At 61.6% G+C, this 16,987-nt stretch carries 12 protein-coding genes; 7 read left to right on the top strand and 5 right to left on the bottom strand.

Annotated features, from left to right (window positions below; genetic code table 11):
- Positions 1-59: 59 nt before the first annotated feature.
- Entirely contained in the window at positions 60-614 is a 555-nt protein-coding gene (locus BW992_RS05305; RefSeq protein ID WP_072398016.1) for a chorismate mutase, read from the bottom strand.
- A gap of 117 nt (positions 615-731) precedes the next feature.
- The gene (gene glnA, locus BW992_RS05300; RefSeq protein WP_072397931.1) at positions 732-2,138 is read right to left on the bottom strand and encodes a type I glutamate--ammonia ligase; all 1,407 of its coding nucleotides are present in this window, start codon (positions 2,136-2,138) and stop codon (positions 732-734) included.
- A 327-nt stretch (positions 2,139-2,465) separates the two neighbouring features.
- Here glnA and thiI point away from each other — a divergent pair, with 327 nt between their 5' ends.
- Positions 2,466-3,920, top strand: coding sequence for a tRNA uracil 4-sulfurtransferase ThiI (thiI, locus tag BW992_RS05290; protein ID WP_072397932.1), 1,455 nt, complete (start codon positions 2,466-2,468; stop codon positions 3,918-3,920).
- Positions 3,921-4,058: 138 nt separating this feature from the next.
- A complete protein-coding gene (gene typA / locus BW992_RS05285) occupies positions 4,059-5,879 on the top strand; it encodes a translational GTPase TypA (RefSeq protein ID WP_053147843.1) in 1,821 nt (606 codons plus the stop codon).
- Between the two features lie 144 nt (positions 5,880-6,023).
- Here typA and BW992_RS05280 read toward each other — a convergent pair whose 3' ends face one another.
- Entirely contained in the window at positions 6,024-6,461 is a 438-nt protein-coding gene (locus tag BW992_RS05280) for a YkgJ family cysteine cluster protein (RefSeq protein WP_072398017.1), read from the bottom strand.
- Between the two features lie 256 nt (positions 6,462-6,717).
- Between BW992_RS05280 and BW992_RS05275 the strand changes: the two genes are divergently transcribed.
- The 5 genes from BW992_RS05275 (at position 6,718) to BW992_RS05255 (ending at position 16,314) form a co-directional block, all read left to right on the top strand.
- The gene (locus BW992_RS05275) at positions 6,718-9,168 is read left to right on the top strand and encodes a glycogen/starch/alpha-glucan phosphorylase (RefSeq protein WP_072397933.1); all 2,451 of its coding nucleotides are present in this window, start codon (positions 6,718-6,720) and stop codon (positions 9,166-9,168) included.
- A gap of 291 nt (positions 9,169-9,459) precedes the next feature.
- Positions 9,460-13,095, top strand: a complete 3,636-nt coding sequence (locus BW992_RS05270) for a DUF2339 domain-containing protein (protein ID WP_076405722.1) — start codon at positions 9,460-9,462, stop codon at positions 13,093-13,095.
- Positions 13,092-14,468, top strand: a complete 1,377-nt coding sequence (locus BW992_RS05265) for a DUF3999 domain-containing protein (RefSeq protein WP_072397935.1) — start codon at positions 13,092-13,094, stop codon at positions 14,466-14,468. The genes BW992_RS05270 and BW992_RS05265 overlap by 4 nt, the downstream gene beginning before the upstream one ends.
- Positions 14,469-14,703: 235 nt before the next feature.
- On the top strand, positions 14,704-15,714 hold the full coding sequence (locus BW992_RS05260; protein ID WP_003220797.1) for a class 1 fructose-bisphosphatase: 1,011 nt from the start codon (positions 14,704-14,706) through the stop codon (positions 15,712-15,714).
- Between the two features lie 3 nt (positions 15,715-15,717).
- Positions 15,718-16,314: a DUF924 family protein gene (locus tag BW992_RS05255; protein WP_072397937.1), complete on the top strand. Its 597-nt coding sequence runs from the start codon at positions 15,718-15,720 to the stop codon at positions 16,312-16,314.
- A gap of 7 nt (positions 16,315-16,321) precedes the next feature.
- On the opposite strand, the gene BW992_RS05250 is transcribed toward BW992_RS05255, so the two are convergent.
- Both BW992_RS05250 and BW992_RS05245 read right to left on the bottom strand, forming a co-directional pair.
- Complete coding sequence (locus tag BW992_RS05250; RefSeq protein ID WP_072397938.1) at positions 16,322-16,654, bottom strand: type II toxin-antitoxin system RelE/ParE family toxin; 333 nt, start codon at positions 16,652-16,654, stop codon at positions 16,322-16,324.
- Entirely contained in the window at positions 16,651-16,923 is a 273-nt protein-coding gene (locus BW992_RS05245) for a type II toxin-antitoxin system Phd/YefM family antitoxin (protein WP_072459099.1), read from the bottom strand. The genes BW992_RS05250 and BW992_RS05245 overlap by 4 nt, the downstream gene beginning before the upstream one ends.
- Positions 16,924-16,987 lie beyond the last annotated feature (64 nt).

Genomic DNA, 16,987 nt, shown 5'->3' with positions numbered 1-16,987 from the left:
GGAGGGGCATTGGCCCAAGTTGTTGCGCGCGACCTCCTGTGGGATCGGTGTCGTTTGTCTTAGGTTTTCGGGGCGATGCACAGCTGCGCGGTCGCGCGGATCAGGGCGAGTCGTTGCACGGGATGCTGCTTGTTGTGGTGGGTGGCGCGGGCCAGCCATTGCGGGCACTGCGGGTCGGTGCGGTAGGGGGCGAAGTCGGCCAGTTGCTGCAACAGGCGTTTCTGCAGGCGGTCGAGCTGCGGGCGGATCTGTCCCGCCAGGTCCGGGCGCGGAAGGTCCGGGGCCTTGCCTTCCAGGGTCCAGTCGGACAAATCGATGTATTGCACCAGTTTGTTGGCTTCTATCTGGGCGGCAAAAAACGCTTCCACGGTCTCGCCCGACAGCTTGTAGGCCGGTGCCTGGGCGACGGCGGCGGCAATGACTTCGCGCTCGCGTTGGCGATCTTCCACAGGCTTGCCGCTGTCCCATTTGCTCAAGGCTACCTGGTTGGCGATGGCCAGGCGCTCGCCGATGGTATTGAGCAAGGGGGTGAGGGCATCGGGGGCGGCGGCTTCGACGGCGCTGGCGGACAGCGCGGCTGACAGGGCAAGGCACAATGTGACGCGGGAGGTCATGGCAGTCTCGTCTTCTGTGGGCGGCGGATCATCATGCACGTAATTGGCGCCCATAAAAAAGGCCTTCCGAAGAAGGCCTCTTTTTCACTTCACGCCGCGTGTCGCGACGCTACCGGATCAGCAGCTGTAGTACAGCTCATACTCCAGTGGGTGTACGAAGGTGCGAACCTTGATTTCTTCTTCGCTCTTCAGTGCGATGTAGGCGTCGATGAAGTCATCGCTGAATACGCCGCCCTTGGTCAGGAACGCACGGCCCTTGTCCAGTTCTTCCAGGGCTTCTTTCAGGCTGCCGCAAACCTGTGGGATTTCCTTGGCCTCTTCAGGCGGCAGGTCATACAGGTTTTTGTCAGCGGCATCGCCAGGGTGGATCTTGTTCTGGATACCGTCCAGGCCGGCCATCATCAGAGCGGCGAAGGCCAGGTATGGGTTGGCAGCCGGATCCGGGAAGCGCGCTTCGATACGACGGGCTTTAGGGCTGTTGACGTAAGGAATACGGATCGAGGCGGAACGGTTGCGAGCCGAGTAGGCCAGCATTACCGGGGCTTCGAAGCCTGGTACCAGACGCTTGTAGGAGTTGGTCGACGGGTTGGTGAAGCCGTTCAGGGCCTTACCGTGCTTGATGATGCCGCCGATGAAGTACAAGGCGGTGTCCGACAGACCGGCATAGCCTTCGCCTGCGAAGGTGTTCTTGCCGTCCTTGGAGATCGACATGTGCACGTGCATGCCCGAACCGTTGTCGCCGTACAGAGGCTTCGGCATGAAGGTCGCGGTGCGGCCATAGGCGTCGGCAACGTTGTGTACGCAGTACTTCAGGGTCTGGACTTCGTCAGCCTTCTTCACCAGCGTGTTGAACTTCACGCCGATTTCGTTCTGGCCGGCAGTTGCCACTTCGTGGTGGTGAACTTCGACGGTCTGGCCCATTTCTTCCAGTGCGTTGCACATGGAGGTACGGATTTCGTGGTCGTGGTCGAACGGTGGAACCGGGAAGTAGCCGCCCTTGATGCCTGGACGGTGGCCTTTGTTGCCGCCTTCCACGTCCTGGTCGGTCATCCACGAACCCTGTTCGGAGAAGATCTTGAACATGGAGCCGGAGATGTCGGACTTGAACTTGACCGAGTCGAAGATGAAGAACTCAGGCTCAGGACCGAAGAATGCGGTGTCGCCGATGCCGGTGGACTTCAGGTATTCCTCGGCGCGGTGGGCGATGGCGCGTGGGTCGCGGTCATAACCTTGCATGGTCGAAGGTTCGATGATGTCGCAGACCAGGATCAGGGTCGGCTCTTCGGTGAATGGGTCCAGGACCGCGGTTTCGTCGTCCGGCATCAGGATCATGTCGGATGCTTCGATGCCTTTCCAGCCAGAGATGGAGGAGCCGTCGAACATCTTGCCGATTTCGAAGAAATCGTCATCCAGCGCATCACGGGCCGGCATGGTCACGTGATGTTGAGTGCCTTTGGTGTCAGTGAAGCGCAGATCAATCCACTTGACGTCATGATCTTTGATGAGTTGAACCGACTTCGACATATGTCCTCCGGGTGGCTTCGGGCGGTAATGGTGTGCCCTGAATATGGGTGATGCCGGCGCGAATACTCGGCCAAGGCAACCTGCCTCACAAGGGAGCAAATTGCATGCCAGTGCCCCAGCATGGGTTTTTTGCACCAAACCCACGCTTTCAGAGCCCTGTAATAGTAGATTGTCGGACAATAGCGCACCGTAATGTTGCGCTTTGTGACGCGAGCGACCCGTTTTGGTGCAGTGAAAACCATCTGCATATTAACTGGTTAAACCTTGAGCAATTTCCGCTATAATCCGCGCCCCCCTTTTTCGGCTGGCCGTTCGCGCGCTGTTTTCATGAAACTAATCGTCAAAGTCTTCCCCGAGATCACCATCAAGAGCCGCCCGGTCCGGACGCGTTTCATCCGCCAGCTGGCCAAGAACATTCGCGCCGTGCTCCGTGATCTGGACCCGGTCGTGGTGGTGAACGGCGTGTGGGACAATCTCGAGCTGGAAACCCGCGTCAGCGAGCCCCGGATCCTTAAGGAGATGACCGAACGCCTGAGCTGCATGCCGGGCATCGCGCATTTCCTGCAGGTGGACGAATATCCCCTGGGGGATTTCGACGACATCGTCGCCAAGTGCAAGCTCCACTACGGCGATGCGTTGGCCGGCAAGATCTTCTCGGTGCGCTGCAAGCGTGCCGGCAAGCACCCGTTCAGCTCGATGGACGTGGAGAAGTACGTCGGCAGCCGTCTGCGCCAGCAGTGCGGCGCTGCCGGTATTTCACTCAAAGAACCGCAGGTCGAAGTGCGTATCGAGATTCGCGACCAGCGGTTGTTCGTGATCCATAGCCAGCACGACAGTATCGGCGGCTATCCGTTGGGGGCGCTGGAACAGACGCTGGTCCTGATGTCCGGCGGCTTCGATTCCACCGTGGCGGCCTACCAGATCATGCGTCGCGGGTTGATGAGCCATTTCTGTTTCTTCAACCTCGGCGGGCGTGCCCATGAACTGGGCGTGATGGAAGTGGCGCACTTCATCTGGAAGAAGTACGGCAGCTCCCAACGCGTGCTATTTGTGAGCGTTCCGTTCGAGGAAGTCCTGGGCGAAATTCTCGGCAAAGTCGATAACAGTCATATGGGCGTCATTTTGAAGCGTATGATGTTGCGTGCCGCGTCCAGCATCGCCGACCGGCTGCATATCGATGCGCTGGTCACCGGCGAGGCGATTTCCCAGGTGTCGAGCCAGACGCTGCCGAACCTGTCGGTCATCGACTGTGTCACCGAGAAACTCGTGCTGCGCCCACTGATCGCCAGCCACAAGCAGGACATCATCGACACGGCCACCGCCATCGGCACCGCCGAATTTGCCCGGCACATGCCGGAGTACTGCGGGGTCATCTCGGTCAATCCGAAGACGGCCGCCAAGCGCGGGCGCGTGGAGCACGAAGAAAAAGAATTCGACATGGCGGTACTCGAGCGTGCGCTCGAAAACGCCAGGCTGGTTCCCATCGATCGGGTGATCGACGAATTGGGCCAGGACCTCCAGGTTGAAGAAGTCGGCGAAGCGCTGGCCGGTCAGATCGTCATCGACATCCGTCACCCGGATGAAGCTGAGGATGACCCGCTGAGCGTCGCCGGCGTCGAGGTAAAAACGATGCCGTTCTATGCAGTGAACGCGCGTTTCAAGGAACTGGACCCTACTCGCCAGTACCTGTTGTATTGCGGCAAAGGCGTGATGAGTCGCCTGCATGCTCACCATTTGCTCAGTGAGGGGCATGCCAATGTGCGCGTTTATCGACCGAGCTAAGTGCCCGGGGCTGTTTGCCTGTGGCCTGCGTCACCGGCCCCCCGACGCCGCCGACAGGCTGTAACGGCTTTGTCGGACTCAACGTAAATCGCTGCCACGACCTGTCAGCACACCGAATCCTCTGATCGAGATACACAAGTGATCGAAAATCTACGCAACATCGCCATCATCGCCCACGTTGACCATGGTAAGACCACCCTGGTAGACAAACTCTTGCGTCAATCCGGCACCCTGGAGCGCAACGAGCTCAACGACGAGCGCGTGATGGACTCCAACGACCAGGAAAAAGAGCGCGGTATTACCATCCTGGCGAAAAACACCGCCATCAACTGGAACGGTTACCACATCAACATCGTGGACACCCCCGGTCACGCCGACTTCGGTGGTGAAGTAGAGCGCGTCATGTCCATGGTCGACTCCGTGCTGCTGCTGGTGGACGCCCAGGACGGCCCTATGCCGCAAACCCGTTTCGTGACCAAGAAGGCCTTCGAAGCCGGTCTGAAGCCGATCGTCGTGATCAACAAGGTTGACCGTCCGGGCGCGCGTCCTGACTGGGTACTGGACCAGATCTTCGATCTGTTCGACAACCTGGGTGCCACCGACGAACAACTGGACTTCCAGGTCGTCTACGCCTCGGCCCTGAACGGCATCGCCGGCCTGGACCACACCGCCATGGCCGAAGACATGACCCCGCTGTACCAGTCGATCGTCGACAACGTCCCGGCGCCTGCCGTTGACCGTGACGGTCCGTTCCAGATGCAGATCTCGGCCCTGGACTACAACAGCTTCCTGGGTGTGATCGGCGTCGGTCGTATCGCCCGCGGTCGCATCAAGCCGAACACTCCGGTGGTGGCGATCGATGTCGACGGCAAGAAGCGCAACGGCCGTATCCTCAAGCTGATGGGTCACCACGGCCTGCACCGTGTGGACGTCGAAGAAGCCGCTGCCGGCGACATCGTCTGCATCAGCGGTTTCGAAGAGCTGTTCATCTCCGATACCCTGTGCGATCCAAACGCTGTCGAGGCGATGAAGCCACTGACCGTCGACGAGCCGACCGTTTCCATGACCTTCCAGGTCAACGACTCGCCATTCTGCGGCAAGGAAGGCAAGTTCGTGACCTCCCGCAACATCAAGGAGCGTCTGGACAAGGAGCTGCTCTACAACGTTGCACTGCGCGTTGAAGAAGGCGACTCGGCCGACAAGTTCAAGGTGTCCGGTCGCGGTGAACTGCACCTCTCGGTACTGATCGAAACCATGCGTCGCGAAGGCTTCGAAATGGCCGTAGGCCGTCCGGAAGTGATCATTCGTGTCGTTGACGGCGTCAAGCAGGAACCGTTCGAAAACGTCACCATCGACATCCCTGAGGAATCCCAGGGCAAGGTCATGGAAGAGATGGGCCTGCGTAAGGGCGACCTGACCAACATGTCCCCGGATGGCAAGGGCCGTGTACGCCTGGAATACAACATCCCGGCTCGTGGCCTGATCGGTTTCCGCAACCAGTTCCTGACCCTGACCAACGGTGCGGGCATCCTGACCTCGATCTTCGATCGCTACGACACCATGAAGTCCGGCCACATGTCCGGCCGTCAGAACGGTGTACTGGTATCGGTCGAGACCGGCAAGGCGCTGACCTACTCCCTGGAAACCCTCCAGGCGCGTGGCAAGCTGTTCGTCGAGCACGGCCAGGAAATCTACAACGGCCAGATCGTCGGTCTGAACAGCCGTGACAACGACCTGGGCGTCAACCCTACCAAGGGCAAGAAGCTCGACAACATGCGTGCTTCGGGCAAGGACGAAACCATCGCCCTGGTTCCACCTGTTCGCTTCACCCTGGAACAGGCCCTGGAATTCATCCAGGACGACGAACTGTGCGAAGTGACGCCGAAGTCGATTCGTCTGCGCAAGAAGATCCTGGACGAAGGCGAGCGTACCCGCGCTGCCAAGAAAGCCAAGGCTTGATCGTCTAGCCCAGGCTGAATGAAAAACGCCCCCGGTCGTGAGATCGGGGGCGTTTTTTTGTGCCCGGGATTTGTGGGATGCCTTGAGACCCCTATCGCGAGCTTGCTCGCGATAGCGGCGGCTCAGGCGCCACAAACCGCCAGATCAAAAGCGATCCAGCGTCCGCGGATTGCGCTCGCGCTCCACTTCCTTGGGTTTGTAGGCGCAATAGCCCGGCCGTGGCCCAATTCGCGGATGGTTGCGGCAGGTGTCCGGGCGCTTCTCGTAAATGGTGCACAAGCGGCTTTTACGGTCCAGATACAGGCAATCGTTGTTGCTCATGCGCTGGAGCGTGAAAATCTCGGACTTCTGGTTGTAGCGCTCGACGATCCCTTCCTTTTGCAGGCGCTTGGCGATGTTCTTCGGTGGGTCGCCCAGTTCGAACTCATCGACGATGCCGATCCGGATCAGGTCCTTGATCTTGACCTCGACCGGTAGTGTGCAGCAGCTCGACACGCAGGAACCGCACATCGGGGCCGAATACCGGGCCCAGGTATCGAGTCGGTCGATCTCCGCGGCGGCGATCAGGTTGGGCTTCATCATCAGGGTGTACCAGCATGCGTCAGGGCGCGCGATCATACCGGGACTGGTGAAATTTTGAACGACCATCCGCCGTTTTTTTTCGATTTCAAGAAACCCTTCCGACAGCGGCACGGCCCCTGCATTCATTCGTCCATCCGGCAGTTCCCTGACGGCAATTCTCCGACACTTGGGGAAAAACCACCGAACCAAGCGCCTTGACCGTCTGTCAGACCGTCTAGGCTCAGACAATTCCATGTCCGTTCGAGGTCTTAATTCCATGACTCAAGAACCACTTGTTCGCGAAGCTGAAGTCGCTGCGTTTCGCGACGCCGTGTTGACCAAACTCACTTATGCCGTCGGCAAGGACCCCGATCATGCGTTTGATCACGACTGGTTCGAAGCCATTGCCCTCGCCGCCCGCGACCATATGGTCGATCACTGGATGGACCATACGCGACAGATCTATCGCAAGGGCCAGAAGCGGGTCTATTACCTCTCCCTGGAATTTTTGATCGGCCGCTTGCTGTATGACAGCCTGAGCAACCTCGGCCTGCTGGACACTGCGCGCGAAGCCCTGACCGAGCTGGGCGTGGACCTGGAGCGCATTCGTTTGCTCGAGCCCGACGCGGCGCTCGGCAACGGCGGTCTCGGCCGATTGGCGGCATGCTTCATGGAAAGCATGTCGACCCTGGGTATTGCCGGCCATGGCTATGGCATCCGGTATGAGCACGGCCTGTTCCGCCAGGCCGTGGTGGACGGCTGGCAGCAGGAGCAGACCGAGCACTGGCTGGATTTCGGCAACCCCTGGGAGTTCGAACGGCCGGAGGTGGTTTATACGATCGGCTTCGGCGGCAGTGTCGAGACCGTCACTGACGACACCGGCAAGACCCGGCAAGTCTGGTCCCCGGGAGAAACCGTACGGGCCATCGCCTACGACACCCCCGTGGTGGGCTGGCGCGGCGCCAGCGTCAACACCCTGCGTCTGTGGCGCGCCCGTGCCATGGAAGAGTTGCACCTGGAACGCTTCAACGCCGGCGACCACCTGGGCGCGGTGGCGGAAGTGGCCCGGGCCGAAAGTATTTCCCGGGTGCTGTACCCGGCCGACAGCACTGAGGCCGGCCAGGAACTGCGCCTGCGCCAGGAATATTTCTTCGTCGCCGCCTCGCTGCAAGACCTGCTGCGTCGTCATCGCAACATGCACACCTCGGTGCTGACCCTGGGCGACCATGCGGCGATCCAGCTCAACGACACCCACCCGTCCATCGCCGTGGCCGAGCTGATGCGCCAGTTGGTGGACGTCTATGACGTGGCGTGGGATGCGGCCTGGCAGATCACCCAGGACACGCTGTCCTACACCAACCACACACTGTTGCCCGAGGCCCTGGAAACCTGGCCGGTGGGCCTGATGGAACGCATGCTGCCGCGGCACATGCAGATCATCTATCTGATCAATGCCCAGCACATCGACTCGTTGCGGGCCAAGGGCATACACGACTTCGACGTACTGCGCTCGGTTTCGCTGATCGAAGAGGACAACGGTCGCCGTGTGCGCATGGGCAACCTGGCGTTCCTCGGCTCCCATAGCGTCAACGGCGTGTCCGGGCTGCACACGCAACTGATGCGCAGCACGGTGTTCTCGGAGTTGCACAAGCTCTATCCGGAGCGGATCAACAACAAGACCAACGGCATCACCTTCCGCCGCTGGCTGTTCCAGGCCAACGCCGAGCTGACATCGATGATGGTGGACGCCCTCGGGCCGAGCGTGCTCGACAATCCCGAGGAGCGCCTGATCGAGCTGGAGCCGTTCGCCGACAAGCAGGCGTTCCGCAAACAATTCGCCGAGCAGCGCCTGCACAGCAAGAAGGCCCTGGCGTACCTGATCCACGAGCGGTTGGGGATCGCCGTGAACCCGTCGGCGATGTTCGACGTGCAGGTCAAGCGGATCCATGAATACAAGCGTCAGTTGCTCAATCTGCTGCATACCGTGGCGCTGTACCAGGCGATCCGCGCCGAGCCGGAGGTGGACTGGGTACCCCGCGTGAAGATCTTCGCCGGCAAGGCCGCCGCCAGTTATCACCAGGCCAAGCTGATCATCAAGCTGACCAACGACATCGCCCGGGTGGTGAACAACGACCCGACGGTGCGCGGTCTGCTCAAGGTGGTATTCCTGCCCAACTACAACGTCAGCCTGGCCGAGAGCATCATCCCGGCGGCGGACTTGTCGGAGCAGATTTCCACCGCCGGTTTCGAGGCGTCGGGCACCAGCAACATGAAGTTCGGCCTCAATGGCGCGCTGACCATCGGTACGATGGACGGCGCCAACGTCGAGATGCACGAGCGCGTGGGTGGCGAGCACATGTTCATTTTCGGCCTGACAGCCGAGCAGGTGGAAGCCCGCAAGCGCAACGGCGAGTTCAGCGCAGCGCCGGACATCGCCGCATCCCATCGTCTCAACGACGTCTTGCAGGCGATCCGTGGCGGGGTGTTCTCACCGGACGATCCAATGCGCTACGCCGGGCTGGTGGATTCGCTGGTGGACTATGACCGGTTCCTGGTCTGCGCCGATTTCGATGCGTACTGGAACGCCCAGGCCAAGGTCGAGGAGCGTTGGCACGACTCCAAGCAATGGTGGCGCTCGGCAGTGCTTAACACGGCACGCATGGGCTGGTTCTCCTCCGACCGCACCATCCGTGAGTACGCCACCGATATCTGGAAAGCACTGGAATAGGCCTGGCTTCCAGAAATGTGAGCGAAGCCCAACGGCGGCTGGGCTTCGTCGATATACTAGGCGCCAGTTTCGCCGGGCTGTGTGGCCGGGCTCAGTCATTGGCAGCGATAACAATCCGATGTGGGAGCGAGCTTGCTCGCGATAGCGGTGTGTCAGTCAACCTGATGGTGTCTGTCATGCCGCTATCGCGAGCAAGCTCGCTCCCACAGGGTTTGTGCCCTTCCACTAGACTGATCCAGGCATCGCATCACCCCGGTCATGCCCGCAACGGGCCGCTTAGGGATATCGACCATGCAATGGATCTTGACGTTGTTGGGCCTGGCACTGGGCTGGGTGGTGGATGAGTCGCTGGCCGACGCGCTGATAGGCGGGTTGCTGGGGCTTGGCATCGCCCAGGGTGTCCGGCTGAGCCGTCTCGGCACCCAGGCCGCCAAGCAACAGAGCTTGCTGCAGGACGCCCAGAAAAACCTGCTGACACTGGAGGCCCGTCTGGCGCTGCTGGAGCGTGGCCCCGTTGCCGCGCCGAGCGAACCGACGCCAGCACCGCAGGTCGTAGTGGCCGAGGCGCCGAAACCCGAAGTGCGGACGCAACCCACACCAGAGCCGGAGCCGGAGCTGGTCTGGGAACTGCCGCCTGACCTTGCGCCCACTCCCGCGATGGCCGGCACACAAGCCAGCCAACCTTTGCCCGACGACCTCTGGCGTCCGGCGCCAACGGTGTCCAGGCGCGAAGCGCGCCGACAGGAAACCCTGGAAACGAAGGTTGTTGAACCCACTGCGCCCCGTGGCCCGAATTTCATCGAGCGGGCCATGGCGGGGGCGCGAAACTGGCTGTTCGGCGGCAATACCGTGTTGCGGGTCGGTGTGGTGCTGTTATTCCTCGGCCTGGCGTTCCTGCTGCGTTATGCCACCGAAGGCATGGTGGTGCCGATCGAGCTGCGTTACGCCGGCGTCGCAGCCAGTGCGCTGGGCTTGTTGGCCCTCGGCTGGTGGTTGCGCCAGCGCAACAGCAACTACGCCTTGATGCTCCAGGGCACCGGCATCGCGGTGCTGTACCTGACGGTGTTCGCCGCCATGCGCCTGCACCCGCTGCTCGACTCGAAGGCGGCGCTGGGCTTGCTGGTGGCGGTGACGGTGTTCTCGGCGATCCTGGCGGTCACCCAGAACGCCATGGGCCTGGCCGCAGCGGCCGCCCTGGGTGGTTTTGCCGCGCCGATCCTGACCTCCACTGGCAGTGGCAATCACGTTGCGCTATTCAGCTATTTCATCCTGCTCAACACCGGCATCCTGGCCATTGCCTGGTTCAAGGCCTGGCGCCTGCTCAACCTGATCGGCTTTGTCGGCACCTTCGGCATCGGTGTCGCCTGGGGCCTGCGCTCCTACACGCCGGAGCTGTTCTGGAGTACCGAGCCGTTCCTGATCGTGTTCTTCCTGATGTACCTGGCGATCGGCCTGCTGTTCACTCGTCGCAAATTGCTGGAAACCGCAGGCGCGCCTGAGGATGAGAGTCGCGAGGCGTTGCTGCGCTGGTCGGCGCGCAAGGGCGATTACGTGGACGGCACGATGCTGTTCGGTCCGCCGCTGGTGGGTTTCGGCCTGCAATACGCCCTGGTGCAGCACCTGGAGCTCGCCGCGGCGTTCAGCGCCCTGGCCCTGGGTGCGATCTACATGGGGCTGGCGCGGGTATTGATGGGCGGGCGAGCCTTGCTGCTGGCTGAAACCTGCCTGGCCCTGGGGGTGATTTTCGCCAGCCTGGCGATTCCCCTGGGGCTCGACGCCCGCTGGACTTCGGCGGCCTGGGCCGTGGAAGGCGCCGGGATCTTCTGGTTGGGGTTGCGTCAGCAACGACCACTGGCCAGGGCCTTTGCCTTGTTGCTGCAACTGGGGGCGGCACGTGCCTTCCTCGGCGAGGTCAGCCTTGGCGAAAGCAGCCTGCTCGATGCGCCTGCGCTGGGCAGCCTGATGATCGGTGGCGCCTTGCTGTTCAGCTTCCTTCAGTTGCGCAAGGCGGATCCTGCGCACACCCTCGCCTGGGAGCGCCAGGGCCAGTCGGTGCTGGCGGTGTTGGGCCTGGGTTTCCTCTATCTGCTGGCCCCGTTGTTTTTCTTCACCCATGGTACCGCCATCGCCTGGGCATTGGCCGGCCTTGTGACGCTGTTCGTCGGCCTGCGCCTGCAATCGCGCAGCTTCCTGTTCACGGCGTTCGCCGTGCAACTGCTGGGCGGCGCGCTGTTCCTGATGCGCCTGCGCGGCGCCGAAGGGGACTCGGCGGCGGTGTTCGATGCCGGCTGGAGCGGTTTGCTCAGCGCCTCCCTGATCGGTCTGGCGTTGATCGGCGGCATGTTGCTGGCGGCCCGCGACGACATGGTGCGCAGGGACGTCCGGTTGTTGCGCGGCCTGTCGGTCGTGCTGCTGGCGGGGCTGGTGCTGATCAACCTGGCCGTGCTGTTTGTCCTGCCCTGGCAGACGGCGAGCGGGGTATGGGCCGCCAGCGGCCTGCTGATCATCTGGCTGAGCCTGTACCTCAAGCAGCGCATGAGTTTTGTCTTCGGCCTGCTGTTGCAACTGGTGGGCGGCGCGGCGTTCCTGATGGCGGGGCCGGCCTTGCTGGGTCCGCTCGACGCCGAGGATCTGCGCCCTCTGGCCCACAGTGGCTTCTGGACGCCAATGGTGCTGGGGTTGGCGGCGCTGATCGGTGCATGGCGGCTGCAGCGGGATCGATCGGGCACGGCATTCGATGCCTTGAATTTGCAGCGCCTGTCCGAATTGCTGCTGGTCTGGGGCGCCGGCTGGTGGGCCCTGGCGTGGGTCAGCGAAGTGCTGCGCTTCGCCCCGGCGAACCTGCAGGGCAGCCTGCTGTTGATCGTCGCAGCGCTGAGCGTGGCGGTATGGACCGTCCTGTCGCAGCGTTTGAAATGGCCGGCGCTGGGGCTGCTGTGCACCTTGCTGGTCCCTGCGGCGGGCTGTGTGTTGGTTGCGACCTGGCACAGCCGCTATCACCCGGCGGCAGACTACGGCTGGTTGGCCTGGCTGCTGGTGTTCGGCGTGCATTTCCTTTCCCTGAAGCGCCTGGCCACGATGCTGCCGACCCAGGTGCGCAGTACCGCCCATGTGCTCGGTTGCTGGCTGTCGATCGGCGTGCTGGCGTTGCAACTGCGTTACGGCCTGCTGTTGTTGTCCGAGCAGTACAACGCTTGGCGCTGGCTGGGTTGGGCGATTCTGCCGAGCCTGTACCTGGTCCTGATGGCCGCGCCACGCGCCTGGCCGTGGCCAGTCTCGGCCCAGCCGCGCGAATACCGTGTCTACGCGGCGGCGCCCCTGGCCCTGCTGATGCTGGGCTGGTTCTGGCTGGCCAATACCTTCAGCGACGGCACCGCCGAACCCTTGCCTTATGTACCGCTGCTCAACCCTCTGGAGCTGGGCCTGCTGTTCGCATTGTTCGGCGTCTACGTGTGGTCCCGCAGCGCAGTGGCGCAACTGGCGATCCGCTGGGCCCATGCCGGGCAGGTGGCGCAGTTGGTCGCCGGGGTGTCGCTGTTCGCTTTCTTCACGGCGGTGGTGATGCGCAGCGCCCACCATTGGCTGGACGTACCGTTCGAACTGGATGCGCTGCTCGAATCCATGTTCGTGCAGGCCGGCTTGTCTATCGTCTGGACGCTGATCGCCCTGGGCCTGATGATTGGCGGGCACCTGCGGCATCGGCGCGAGGTGTGGCTGATCGGTGCGGCGTTGATTGCCGTGGTGGTGGCCAAGCTGTTCTTTGTCGAATTGAGTAACCGTGGCGGTCTGGCGCGGATCGTGTCGTTTATCGGTGTGGGTGTGCTGTTGCTGGTAGTGGGCTACTTCGCGCCACTGCCGCCCAAGCGTCCGGAAACGGTTCCGCCGACCGAGCCGCCGATGCCTGTCAGTGGGGGAGTGTCATCTTGAGTCGCAAGTTGAGTCGGATCGGGCTGGGAGTGGTGGGGTTGTGGGCGACATTGTCGGTCGTGGCCCAGGAGAGGCCAGCGGACTTCGCCCACCAGGTGCCACTGGCCTTGAGCGGTGAGGGCCCTTGGTATCGTCTTCCGTTGCCCCTGGAGGTCCAGTTGCAGGCGCGCCAGACCGACCTGAGCGACCTGCGGGTATTCAACGCGGCCGGGCAGGCCCAGGCTTATGCCCTGGTTCGCGAAACCGCCCAGAGCCGGGAAAACCGGACCCTGACCGAGGTGAAGTGGTTTCCCCTGTACAACGCCGCCGATGACAACGAGCGTGCGCCCAGCGTGCGGGTGCAATCGAACGCCAATGGCACGCTGGTGGAAGTCCAGCCGTCCAGCCGCCTCGAAGCAGGGGAGGAGGAACTGCGCGGCTGGCTGTTGGACGCCAGCGCGATCAAGGCGCCCCTGCAGCAACTGATCCTGGACTGGACCAGTGAGCGCGACGGCTTCCAGCGGTTCACCATCGAGGCCAGCGACGATCTGCAGAACTGGCAATCATGGGGCGAAGGCCAAGTGGCACGATTGACCTTCGCCGATGAGCGGGTCGAGCAGCATGAGGTGAGCCTGCCGGGGCAATCGGCCCGTTACCTGCGATTGCTGTGGGAGTCGCCGTCATCGGCCCCGGTGCTGACCTCGGCGCAGTTGCAAAGCACCCGCCAGGAAAACCTGCCGCTGCCCTTGGCCTGGTCGCAACCGCTGGCCGGCAGCACTGCCAAGGCCGGTGAATATACCTGGCAGTTGCCCATGGGACTGGACATCGAACAAGTGCAGGTGGAACTGAGCCAGGCCAACAGCCTGGCGCCGGTGATCCTGGCCGGTCGGCGCGAGAGCAGCCATCCGTGGCAGCCGCTGGGCAGTGGCTTGCTGTATCGCCTGACCCAGAACGGCCAGGATGTGGTGCAGGACCAACTGCAGCTCGACGGCCAGACCGTTCAGCAATTGAAGCTGACAGTCGATGAGCGCGGCGGTGGCCTGGGCGACAAGGCACCGGCGTTGCGCTTTGCGGTGCGCCCCAGTCAGGTGGTGTTCCTGGCGCGTGGAGAAGGTCCCTTCAGTCTGGCGCTGGGCAGTGCCACCGTGAAGGCGGCCAACCTGCCCTTGACGACACTGGTGCCGGATTACCGTCCCGCGCGCCTGGCGACCCTGGGGACGGCAACGGTGAATGGCACGGTCCGCGCCATCCCCGCCGCTGCAACCGCGACCACCCCGGCCCCGGTCGAGACCAACTGGAAGAAGATCGGCCTGTGGGCGGTGTTGCTGCTCAGTGTATTGTTCCTCGCGGCGATGGCCTTCAGTCTGCTGCGCAAACCGCCGGTCAAGAGCTGAGGTGCGTTGATCGCGAGCAAGCTCGCTCCCACAATAGACCGCGTTCGTCGAAACAACTCAGTCAACTGTGGGAGCGAGCTCGCTCGCGATGGCGTTCTCTCAATCGTCAGAAATATCCAAGCGAGCCGCCACCCCGTGAACTCAATCCTCCATTCCCCGTCTCATAGGAGGAATTAAGTCCCGACTCGCGCTAAACTGCGCAGGTTTTTCCGCCCCCTATTCTTCGGAGCCGTCCATGTCCCGCGTTACCTTGAGTCGCTATTTGATTGAGCAGACCCGCAGCAACAACACCCCTGCCGATCTGCGCTTTTTGATCGAAGTGGTGGCGCGTGCGTGCAAGGAAATCAGCCACGCCGTATCCAAAGGCGCACTGGGTGGCGTCCTGGGCAGCATGGGCACCGAAAACGTGCAGGGCGAAGTGCAGAAGAAGCTCGACGTGCTGTCCAACGAAATCCTGCTCGAAGCCAACGAATGGGGTGGTCACCTGGCCGGCATGGCGTCCGAGGAAATGGACAATGCCTACCAGATCCCGGGCAAGTACCCCAAGGGTGCCTATCTGCTGGTGTTCGATCCACTGGACGGTTCGTCGAACATCGATATCAACGCGCCGGTCGGCACCATCTTCTCGGTACTGCGTTGCCCGAACGAATACCTGAGCCAGAACGAAGCCCTGAATGAAAAGGCTTTCCTGCAACCAGGCACCCAGCAAGTCGCCGCCGGCTATGCCATCTATGGCCCGCAGACCATGCTGGTGCTGACCCTGGGCGACGGCGTCAAGGGCTTCACCCTGGACCGCGAGATGGGCAGCTTCGTACTGACCCACGAAGACATCACCATTCCTGAAACCACCCAGGAATTCGCTATCAACATGTCCAACCAGCGGCACTGGGAAGCTCCCGTGCAGCGCTATGTCAGCGAGCTGCTGGCCGGCGAGGAAGGCCCGTTGAAGAAGAACTACAACATGCGCTGGGTCGCGGCCATGGTTGCCGACGTGCACCGTATCCTGACCCGTGGCGGCCTGTTCATGTACCCGCGCGACAGCCGCGAGCCCTCCAAGCCGGGCAAGCTGCGCCTGATGTATGAAGCCAACCCGATGTCGTTCCTGGTGGAACAGGCCGGCGGTGCTTCCACCGACGGTCACCAGCGCATCCTCGACATCCAGCCCGAAGGCCTTCACCAGCGCGTAGCAGTGTTCCTCGGCTCGAAGGAAGAAGTGGCGCGCGCCACGGCCTATCACAAGGAGTGAAACATGGCCGAGCCCTGGCAGCCGTTGCTCGATTGGTGGTTTGGTTCAGCCGAAACGCCGGACGAAATCGCGGCCGACAAGGGCAAGCTGTGGTTTGGCAAAGGCCATGATCGCCAGGCGCAAGAGCGCTTCGGCGATCAGGTCGAGCAGGCACTGGCCGGCGGATTGACCGACTGGGCGCAACGCCCGGAAGGTTGGCTGGCCCTGGTGCTACTGCTCGATCAGCTTCCGCGGATGATCTTTCGCGACACCCCCAAGGCTTTTGCCGGCGACCTGCGTGCCCAGGCGCTGGTGGCCCAAGGCCTGGCGGCGGGGTTCGAGCGCCAACTCAAGCCCATCCAGCGCGTATTCATCTACCTCGTACTGGAACACTGCGAAATCCTCGCGGTGCAGAACGAAGCCGTGTCGCGGTTTATCGAGCTGGTTCGAGAGCAGCCCGAGGCGGAGCGGGCAGTGTTTGAAGACAACCTGGATTATGCCGAGCGGCACCAGAAGATCATTGCGCGGTTTGGACGGTTTCCCCATCGCAATGCGGTGTTGGGGCGCGAGTCCACGGCTGAGGAAATGGAGTTTTTGAACAAGCCTGGGTCGCGATTTTAGCGAAGTTCTAAGAGTCGCTTCGAAGCAAGCGTTTCATTAGCAACGCGGGCAAGCTCTTGCGGCTATCGGCGATGATGTGGATGTAGATCGTTTGGCCTCGCACTTCATAAATGATCCTATTCATTCCTGAAAGGATCTGTCGATATTGACCGAGATTAAGCCTTTCAATTTCTTCCGGGATCGATCCCGCAAAAGGCAGTGTTGCTAGATGACGGATCGCTGCTTTCAGACTGGCATAGGTGTTTTGCCATGTTTGAGAAGAAAACCGCTCGATTAGATAAACGCGGAGCTCTTTAAGATCTGTTTCGGCCGATTGAAGGATGACAACCTTTAAGCTCATTGAGTGTCAGCCCTGTCCAGCTCAGTGAAGACATCCTCAACATCCCGAAAATTACCTTCTTCAATTTCACGGTTGCCCATGGCCAATAGCTTCAACAGCGCCATGGTGTCTTCTTGTTCTTCGAAACTTTTCACATCCATGACTACGAGCTTGGCTTCACCGTTTTGGGTGATGATCAAAGGCTCTCTACTCTCTGTGATGGTCTTTACGATTTCAGCCGTGTGGCTTTTCAAATAGCTGATGGGTTTGATTTGGGATGACAGCTTCATGGCGTAAGCCTCGAAAGATTGAATGGACTGAGTTTAGTCTTAATTCAGTCTTGAGTCAGGTAGC

Origin of the sequence: Pseudomonas sp. 7SR1 (genome assembly GCF_900156465.1) — a bacterium.
Classification (GTDB): Bacteria; Pseudomonadota; Gammaproteobacteria; order Pseudomonadales; family Pseudomonadaceae; genus Aquipseudomonas.
This window is presented reverse-complemented; position numbering and strand designations above follow the sequence as displayed.